Here is a 9,710-nt window from a genome sequence, read left to right as displayed (position 1 = left end):
AGACTAGCACCGGGTGCCGGGTATGCCTCTGTGGGGTAGTCCGCAGCATGGATGCTGCGGCCTAGGCTCCATGGATGGATTTACGCCGACCCCACAGAGGCATACCCGGTATCCGGTGCGGACCAAAGCCTGTGAGGTGACCCGAACTCCGAAGCTTGAGTTATTGGTAGTAGGCGTTCTCAGTCACCGTATGATCGGTCACGTCCCGGATGCCTTTCAAGCCGGGAACTTTTTCCAGCAGCGTCGCTTCGACGCCGTTTTTCAAAGTAATGTCCACGGCAGAACACCCCTGACAGCCACCCCCAAACTTCAGCACCGCGATGTCCTCGGGTGTCAGTTCTTCGAGGCTCACCTCCCCGCCATGTGATGCCAGGCCGGGGTTAATCTCGGTGAACAGGATGTAATTGACCTGATCCTGCAATGGGCTATCGGCATTCACTTTTGGCATCTTGGCGTTCGGCGCCTTGATGGTGAGCTGACCGCCCATTTTGTCTTCTGCGTAGTCAACAACGGCCTCATCGAGATACGGCAGGCTGTTTTTCTCGAGGTAGACCCGGAACTGGTTCAGCTCGATCACTTCGTCATTGTCTTTCTCTTCACCCGGCCGACTATAAGCGAGACAGGTTTCGGCGAATTTGGTGCCCGGTTGGGTCACAAACATACGCACGGAAACGCCTTCCGTGCTTTGTTTTGCCAGCAGACCCGCCAAGTAGTTCTGTGCCGAGTCGGTAATGTTCATCTGAATATCCATGCCACAGACTCCGTAGTTGGACAAATAATAAAGGTTATCGAATTGACGACTATTCTACCGAACTTTGGTCCCCAACTGAATACCTGAGTGTTTTACTTGGTTATACAAATGCGGCCTGTGTCCAGTAATTCAAGGAAGCTGCGGCAAACCAGCCGAAGACCGGGTTGGCAACGCACTTTGACTCTCTTCTGGCAACCGAATACCGCTCAGAGAATGCGCAAGGGAAACCTCTTAATTAAAGATAACGGTATAAATACTATATCAATATTTTTTGATATAGATTGAAAAAAGGACCTGTTTGGTGTTTCATAGGCAGCCTTCACGATGGCATTACAGCCTCTGACACAGCCAACAACACTGGAAGAGACAATGACTCGCTCAGTCGCGGACGAACTCCGCAGTACGCTCCAAGACCGCATCATGGTACTGGACGGTGCCATGGGCACCTCCATCCAGAGCTACCCGCTCGAAGAGGCCGACTTCCGTAAAGGCCACTTCGAAGACCACCCGAGCCCACTTAAGGGAAATAACGACTTACTGTCCCTGACCAGGCCCGAGATCATCGAGGAAATTCACGATTCTTTCTTCGAGATCGGTGCCGATTTCGCCTGCACCAACGCCTTCAGCGCCACCACCGTTGCCCAGGCGGACTATCATCTGGAACACGCCGTCTACGACATTAACTATGCTGCGGCCCAGTGCGCACGGCGCAGTGCCGATAAATGGTCGAAGAAAACGCCGGATCAGAAACGCTATGTTGTCGGCTGCCTTGGGCCAACCAACCGCACTGCCTCCATGTCGCCCGATGTGAATGATCCGGGTAAACGACTGGTGTCGTTCGACGACCTGGTAATAGCCTACAGAGATGCAGCCATAGCGCTGATCGACGGCGGCGTAGACCTGATCATGGTTGAAACCGTGTTCGATACGCTCAATGCCAAAGCCGCCGTGTTCGCGGTGCTTGAACTGAAACAGGAACGAGGACTGGACACCCCGTTGATGGTCTCCGGCACCATTACCGATGCCAGCGGCCGCACCCTTTCTGGCCAGACCCCGGAAGCTTTCTGGGTATCGCTGGAACACGGCGATCTGTTCAGCATTGGTCTCAACTGCGCCCTCGGTGCCAAAGACATGCTGCCGCACATCAAGGCACTTGATAAACACGCCACCTGCCTGATTTCGGCCCATCCCAATGCTGGCTTGCCCAACGAATTCGGTGAGTATGATCAGTCCGCCGAGCAAATGGCTGAACAGGTTCGGCCATTTCTGAGCGAGGGGCACGTCAACATCATTGGTGGCTGCTGCGGCACCACGCCCGCCCACATTGCCGAGTTGAAAAAACTGGCCGACGAATATTCACCGCGCCCATTGCGCGACCTGGCAATGGAGGTTGCCGATGAAGTCTGAGCAACGCGCCCTGCCCGATATGGTTCTCAGCGGCCTGGAGCCTCTGGTCGTCAATGAGACCACTGGTTTTGTGAACGTTGGTGAGCGCTCCAACGTCGCTGGTTCGGCTAAATTTGCCCGCCTGATTCAGGAAGATCAGTACGAGGAAGCGGTCGACATCGCCCGCACCCAGGTTGACGATGGCGCCCAGATCATCGACATCAACATGGACGACGCCATGCTCGACGGCGAAGCGGCCATGGTGCGCTATTTGAACCTGCTGCAGGCCGAGCCGGACGTCGCCCGGGTTCCGTTTATGATCGACTCTTCCAAATGGAGCATCATTGAAGCGGGCCTGAAGTGCGTTCAGGGCAAGTCGATCGTCAACTCCATCTCGCTGAAAGAAGGCGAAGAGATTTTCATTCAGCAGGCACGTCGCATCAAACTCTACGGAGCTGCTGTCGTGGTAATGGCGTTCGATGAAACAGGCCAGGCCGATACCTACCAGCGCCGCATCGACATCTGCAAACGCTCATACGACATCCTGGTCGATGTGGTTAAATTCAATCCGCAAGACATCGTTTTCGACCCCAATATTTTTCCGGTCGCGACCGGCATACCCGACCATGACAACTACTGCGTCGATTTTTTCAAAGCCACCGCCTGGATCAAAGATAACCTGCCCGGTGCCAAAATCTCCGGCGGTGTATCCAACATGTCATTCTCGTTCCGGGGCAACAACACCGTTCGCGAAGCCATGCACTCGGTGTTCCTGTACCACGCCATCAAACACGGCATGGACATGGGCATTGTTAACGCGGGCATGCTGACCATTTACGACGACATACCCAAAGACTTGCTCGAACATGTTGAAGACGTTGTACTGAACCGTCGAGAAGATGCCGCCGAACGTCTGGTCGATCTCGCCGAAAGTGTCAAAGGCCAGACCGCCGACGCTAAAGAAAGCGACAAACTAAAATGGCGCGAAGGTGACCTGCAGGATCGCATCACCCATGCCCTGGTAAAGGGCATCACCGAGTTTATTGAAGCCGACGCCGAAGAGGCGCGCCAGGCAGCGGACAAACCCATTGAAGTCATTGAAGGCCCATTGATGGTCGGCATGAACGTGGTCGGCGATCTGTTCGGCGCTGGCAAAATGTTTTTGCCACAAGTCGTTAAAAGCGCCCGGGTCATGAAAAAAGCCGTCGCCTATCTGCTGCCTTACATTGAAGAAGAGAAACGACTCTCGGGCCGTGAAGCCGAAAACAACGGTGTCATCATCATGGCCACGGTGAAAGGCGATGTGCATGACATCGGCAAAAACATTGTGGGTGTGGTGCTGTCGTGCAACAACTATGAAGTCATTGATCTGGGCGTTATGGTGCCCGCCGAAGACATTCTCGAAGCGGCTGAAAAGCACAACGCCGACGTCATCGGACTGTCCGGTCTGATCACCCCATCGCTGGACGAAATGGTTACCGTTGCCCAGATGATGGAACAACGCGGCATGAGCAAGCCGTTGTTGATCGGCGGCGCAACAACGTCGAAGATCCATACCGCAGTTAAAGTTGAGCCAAAGTACTCAGCGCCGGTTGTCCATGTTCTGGACGCCTCCAAATCGGTGCCCGTGGTCAGTCAGTTGTTGTCAGCTAACAAGGAGGCCTTCGTCAGTGAGCTGCGTGATACCTATCAGCAATTGCGCGAAGGCAATGCCAGAAAACGTGGCCAGAAGGAATTTGCCAGTCTGGACTTTGCACGGGCCAACGCCTACCAACCCAACTGGGTGGACTACCAGCCGACAACGCCGTCTTTTATTGGCAACCGGACCTTTACCGATTACCCGCTGGCCGAGATTAAAGAACGGTTCGACTGGACACCTTTTTTCAAAACCTGGGAATTGCACGGCAAGTATCCAAAAATTCTGACCGACAAAGTCGTCGGTGTAGAAGCCACCAAGCTGTTTAAAGACGCCACCGACATGCTGGACAAAATCGTCGACGAAGGCTGGCTGCAATGTAACGGCGTGGTCGGGCTCTACCCGGCCGCAGGCATAGAACGCGATCAAACCGAGCTGTTCGCAGACGAAGATCGCAAACAACCCCTGGCGACATTGAACCACCTGCGTCAGCAAGCCGAGCGACCCGATGGCCGTGCCTTTCGTTCGCTGGCCGATTTCGTGGCGCCAAAAGACAGCGGCGTCAACGACTACATGGGTGCCTTTGTGGTGACCTGCCACGGTGCCGATGAACGTGCCAAAGCCTATGAAGCCGAACACGATGACTATAACGCCATCATGATTAAAGCCCTGGCCGACCGTTTTGCCGAAGCCTTCGCCGAAGTGTTGCATGAAAAGGTGCGCGCAGAACTCTGGGGTTATGCTGGCGCGGAGCATTTGGATAACGAGGCGATCATCGCCGAGAAGTATCAGGGCATTCGCCCGGCACCGGGCTACCCGGCGTGCCCGGAACACAGTGAAAAAGCCACGTTGTTCCGACTGCTCGACGCTGAGCAAGCCACCGGTTGTTCACTGACCGACAGCTTTGCCATGTGGCCAGCCTCGGCGGTCAGTGGCTGGTATTTTGCGCATCCGGAAAGCCGTTATTTCGGGTTGGGTAAGATCGACCGCGACCAGGTGGACGACTATGCTGATCGTAAAAGCTGGGATATAACCACCGCAGAGCGCTGGCTGAGACCGACGCTGGGATACGACGAGCTCTGACCAGAGGCGCAGTTGTCAGTCACGCTGTTTTCCTGTGATACTGAACGCCATTACACAGAGGATAGGGACACGTGGCTGACTCCAACCCAAAAAACTGGTTTACCCAGGCTCAGGAATGGTTGTGGCACCCTAACCTATCCAAATTGCCTGGCCCGGGACGACTGGGCATTCGGATAGCCAGGGTTGGATTTGCCGTCATCAAAGATTTGACTCGCGGCAACACCAATCTGCATGCGATGAGTCTGGTGTATACCACCCTGCTGTCCATCGTCCCGTTTCTGGCGCTGAGTTTTTCGGTTCTCAAAGGCTTCGGCGTTCACAACCAGCTGGAACCCCTGTTGCAGAGCCTGCTTCTGGCGCCACTGGGGGCACGCAGTGAGGAAATCACCAGCAATGTACTCGACTTTGTCGATAACATCCGTGTCGGGGTATTGGGTGCCGTCGGTCTTGGTATTCTGGTGTACACGGTCATTTCTCTGGTTCAAAAAGTAGAGCGTTCTTTTAACCAGGTCTGGCGTGTTAGCCAAATTCGCCCACTGGCTCAGCGCTTCAGCAATTACATGAGCGTTATTCTGATTGGCCCCTTGCTCGCCTTCTCTACGCTGGGTGCCACTGCGGCTCTGGTTAGCTCCGATACGGTAGCAACGCTGCTGGCATTAGAGCCACTCGGTTGGCTCTTCAGTGTAATGACACGTCTGGTACCCTATGTCGTTATTATCTCTCTGTTCACCTTTCTGTATATTTTTATTCCCAATACCTCGGTAAAGTTCCGTCACGCCCTGATCGGCGGTACCGTGGCCGGTTTCATGTGGCAAACCCTTGGCTACCTGTTTACCCTCTTCGTCGCCAGTTCCACCCAGTACACCGCTATTTATTCCGGTTTTGCGGTCGGCATTCTGCTGCTGGTCTGGATCTACCTGTCATGGCTGGTGCTGTTGACCGGTGCCACCGTGGCCTACTACAGCCAAAACTTTCGGTATATTCGCAGGCGTCAGACCGTTCTGCCCAGCGCTGAAACCGATGAGGCTGTTGGTCTGACCCTGATGATTCGCATCGCCCGACGGTTCGACCGCAACCAACCCGGTTTGAAAGCAGCGACATTAAGCAGTGAAATGAACGTTGACCCTGACGTGGTCGATCGCCTAATGGACAAATTACTGGAGGCACAACTGATCGTGCGCAGTGAAGAGCACCGGCTGACACCGGCTCGCCCACTCGATCAAATCGGAATGGCAGACCTGCTGCAGGTCATCCGCGCGCCCGACTCGAAACTGGCAACGCCCGTCTATACCGCGACGCTGCAGAACACCATCCAGCAAGCGCTGGAAACGGCGTTTAAAGACCAGACACTGGAAGATCTGGTACGCGAACATGAGGAACTGGAATCTGACTAACCGGCTATTGCTACCAGGCTGTCATCGGCCCATTTTACCGCCTCAAGGTAGGCAATTACCCATTGCGGCGGTGACAGTGGTGTCTGGTCGAGGGATTTAAAATCCATCTGTTCATAGGCCAGTACCGCTTAAATACCTCCCCGGCCACCCGATGCTCGTCACCGCAGCGAACTCCGAAACTTGAGTTACAACTGGCTCAACGCCGCGTCGAAATCCGCCATCAGATCGGACACCGCTTCGATGCCAACCGACAAGCGCAACAAATCGTCTGGTACGGGTGTGCCCTCCCCTTCAATGCTGGCACGATGCTCGACCAAGCTTTCAACTCCGCCCAGTGAAGTGGCACGCTTCCACACCTTCAGTGTCGCCGCCACCTGAATAGCGGCCGCTGCACCACCCTTGATACGCACCGACAACATACCGCCAAAACCATTACGCATTTGTCGGCGAGCGACCTCATGCCCGGCGAATCCCGGCAAACCTGGGTACAGCACCTCTTCAACCGCTGGGTGTGCATTGAGGTGCTCCGCCAGACGGTGCGCGTTGGCCGAGCATTCACGCACCCTTATTGCCAGGGTACGCATGCCGCGTAATAACAGTGCCGCCTCAAAGGGGCCAAGCACAGCACCACCCTGAGAGCGTTGTTTAATCAAACGTTGCCAGAAATCATCGTCCCGAGCAGTCACCAACGCACCGGCGATCACATCCGAATGTCCATTCAGATACTTGGTCGCTGAATGCATAACAAGGTCGGCTCCCAACACCAATGGCTGGGTATGGATCGGCGTAGCAACGGTCGAATCAACCACAACACGGGCCCCGGCGTCATGGGCCTGCTGGCATATGGCTTCAATGTCGGCAATCGTCCAGAGCGGGTTACCCGGCGTCTCCAGCCAGACCAGTTCGGTTTTACCGGGCTGAAGCGCCGCGGCCACGGCTTGGGTATCGCTGGTATCAACGAAACTGACTCCAATCTGCCATTGCTGCGCAAACTGCTTCAGCCAGTTCCTCAACGACCAGTACATCACTACCGGCGCAATCACGTGGGCTCCTGGCTGCAATGCCTGGAAAACCGCCACCGAAGCGGCCATACCGGAGGCAAACACCAGAGCATCAGCGCCCTGCTCCAGTTCGGTCAGAACCCGTTCAATCGGATCATAGCCCGGGTTATCGGCGCGCGAATATACGCGCCCCCGGCTGTAACCATTGTCGGCATCTCGTTGGTAGGTGGTACTGTTATGAATGGCGGGAATCAGTGCGCCAGTGGTGGCGTCGATATCGCCCAGGGCCTGAGCCACCAGGGTTTCCGTCAGGTACGGGTATGGCATTAAGTCGGTCTCAACTGATCGAAATGATGCGAACAGTGTAGCATCACCGATCACGTGTCCGTAGCAGCATTAAATGCCACAGGCACGCTGATGATAGTCACTCAGGCTTCAGGGTTTGATGAGTGACCATGGCCCGAATCAGCCTGCAGTTCTCCGGCGGGCACCCGGCCAACGCCCCAGCTTCGGTGGATATAGCCCACCACTTCGTCCAACTCGTCCCGGGTGATCAGCGCCAGTTCACCCCGTTCGAGTGGATCGAAATGGAAGATGTACAGCCGCGATGCAAACTGGGCAAACGGCAGGGAAGCCTCGCCGTAACGCTCGCCCTTACCGGCCGTACTCACTTCCACGCCATCGCCCCAGTTCTGGCCGCTGTCGTTATTGGGGTTATAGAAGTAGACCCGCATAACCTGGTCGGGATCCGTCGCCACGCGCAAAATAGTGATGGCGTGCCACCCAATGAACCGCGCGACACTGTCAGTTACAGCAATACCAGCTGGTTGTGGATGAATCAGCGGCTGATTGCCATTGTAATACGGATGGTATGAAGCGTAGAAATGCCGCAGGAAATCTTCAAGATGCTCCAGTGCGCCCGTCGCCACATCCACATTTATGTTGAAGCCACGCCCGGACCACCAACCGTGAAACTCAGGGTTCACCCAGCGATGTGGATCCCCTTCACGGCCAATACAGCGACGGCCCATTTCGGCGTAAATGCGGTCAAGATGAGGCACTACCAGTAACGAGACCGCATCCAGATCAATGGGCAAACTGCTGGCGACGCCCGACTGACTCTCGCGGGAGGAAATCGGCTGACCTTCAAAATGCATGACAATCTCATCGTCCCGCGCCGCCCAAGCGACCATTTGCAGCAGATAGTCCGGGTCATTATAAGCCCACATCGATAAAGCTCGCGCGGACTGACAGGTTGGGTTATTGCCCTGACCAACGCCCAATGGCTGACCGAGCATGCAGAGCACCCCTTCCAGCAGACGTGACCGTGGTTCAATGGCATCGCCAAAGGCCATCGATAAACGACTGCGCGACCACTCAGACAATATCAGCGCCAACTGGCGCCACATTGCCGGAGCAACAGAGGGGTGGTACAAAATACCCCGCTCCAGCATCAACGCCAGCCCGTAAATAGCCTGGGGGGTTTGTGGATGCACGGCCTCACCAATCAAGGCGTAAACCAGTTCGCGATAGCACAGCAGACAATCACGGCCAGTGGTCGATAAGCCCAACGCTTCCGGCAGCAAATGATCGTCTGTTTCACGCAAGTGGCGTAGCAGCGTCGCATGATAGGGCGACACCAGGCCGGTATCATGCATGGCCCGGGCAAAACCGGTTGCTTCTTTCAGCAAAGCGCTGGAATCCATGGACTCCAGACTGCGCTGGTAGACGTCTACGCCAGGGTCGTCCCGGCACGCCTGAGTTGGCCCGTATAGACTGCTGACCAGGCGATCAGCGCCCTGCCCGCTGATGCCCAGATCGATCTCCGGGTTAGCCTGGCAAATGGCTATCTGAGTGATCATCTGCTTAATCGAATCGACCTGGATGGGTCGCTGGTTCAGAATTCGCCAGATCTCCTCGATCAGCTGATCAATGATCTGTTCATAACCAATTCGGTCGGCCAGATGTGCCAGCAAATTGCGTGGTATTTTGGCAAGCCGCCCCTGTGTTTCCCGTTCCGCTTCGCTGGGCGGCGTAAACAACATAGGCAGATTAGAAGCCAGCACCTGCGTCAGAAAGTGACTGGCTTGCTCAGACGATAACTCGCTGTGCTTATAACTGCCCTGGGCTACAGCCAGGAAACGCAATTCACTGAGGGCTTCAATCACCACCGACTCAGCCACGGCGCTTTGCAGCGAATATCGTGACAGTGTCGGTATCAGGATGGAGGGCTTTGCCCAATCCGACCCCCAGAACACACCGGCCTCTTCAAGCGCCTGAATGCGGGTTTCAAGAGCAGCACAGCCGCCATCCTGCAACATGATCCGCCGGGCGGTATCGAATACCCGGCCTACTTTCGCCGGTTTCGAAAACGCTGGCGCTTGCGCCAGTTTTTCGACCGCGTCATCCATCTGTGTCATCAGGCCGTCCAGCCTGGAGCCTTCGGATGGCGTTGTTGT

At 55.6% G+C, this 9,710-nt stretch carries 4 protein-coding genes and 1 pseudogene; 2 read left to right on the top strand and 3 right to left on the bottom strand.

Annotation, left to right across the window (positions count from 1 at the left end; all coding sequences use genetic code 11):
- Window positions 1–160 precede the first annotated feature (160 nt).
- Entirely contained in the window at window positions 161–751 is a 591-nt protein-coding gene (nfuA, locus tag WEB54_RS04965; protein ID WP_368053803.1) for a Fe-S biogenesis protein NfuA, read from the bottom strand.
- A gap of 369 nt (window positions 752–1,120) precedes the next feature.
- On the opposite strand from nfuA, the pseudogene metH reads away from it, so the two are divergent.
- Together metH and WEB54_RS04955 are read left to right on the top strand one after the other, a co-directional pair.
- Window positions 1,121–4,856 (top strand): annotated as a pseudogene (gene metH, locus WEB54_RS04960) (methionine synthase).
- 71 nt (window positions 4,857–4,927) lie between these two features.
- Window positions 4,928–6,250 carry a YhjD/YihY/BrkB family envelope integrity protein gene (locus WEB54_RS04955; RefSeq protein ID WP_368053801.1) on the top strand — a complete coding sequence of 441 codons (1,323 nt, stop codon included), beginning with the start codon at window positions 4,928–4,930 and terminating at the stop codon, window positions 6,248–6,250.
- Window positions 6,251–6,435: 185 nt separating this feature from the next.
- On the opposite strand, the gene WEB54_RS04950 is transcribed toward WEB54_RS04955, so the two are convergent.
- Together WEB54_RS04950 and WEB54_RS04945 are read right to left on the bottom strand one after the other, a co-directional pair.
- Window positions 6,436–7,578, bottom strand: a complete 1,143-nt coding sequence (locus WEB54_RS04950; RefSeq protein ID WP_368053799.1) for a PLP-dependent aspartate aminotransferase family protein — start codon at window positions 7,576–7,578, stop codon at window positions 6,436–6,438.
- Window positions 7,579–7,679: 101 nt separating this feature from the next.
- A complete protein-coding gene (locus tag WEB54_RS04945) occupies window positions 7,680–9,671 on the bottom strand; it encodes a hypothetical protein (RefSeq protein ID WP_368053807.1) in 1,992 nt (663 codons plus the stop codon).
- Window positions 9,672–9,710 lie beyond the last annotated feature (39 nt).

The organism is Saccharospirillum sp. (assembly GCF_040881935.1).
Taxonomy (GTDB): Bacteria; Pseudomonadota; Gammaproteobacteria; order Pseudomonadales; family Natronospirillaceae; genus Saccharospirillum.
This window is presented reverse-complemented; position numbering and strand designations above follow the sequence as displayed.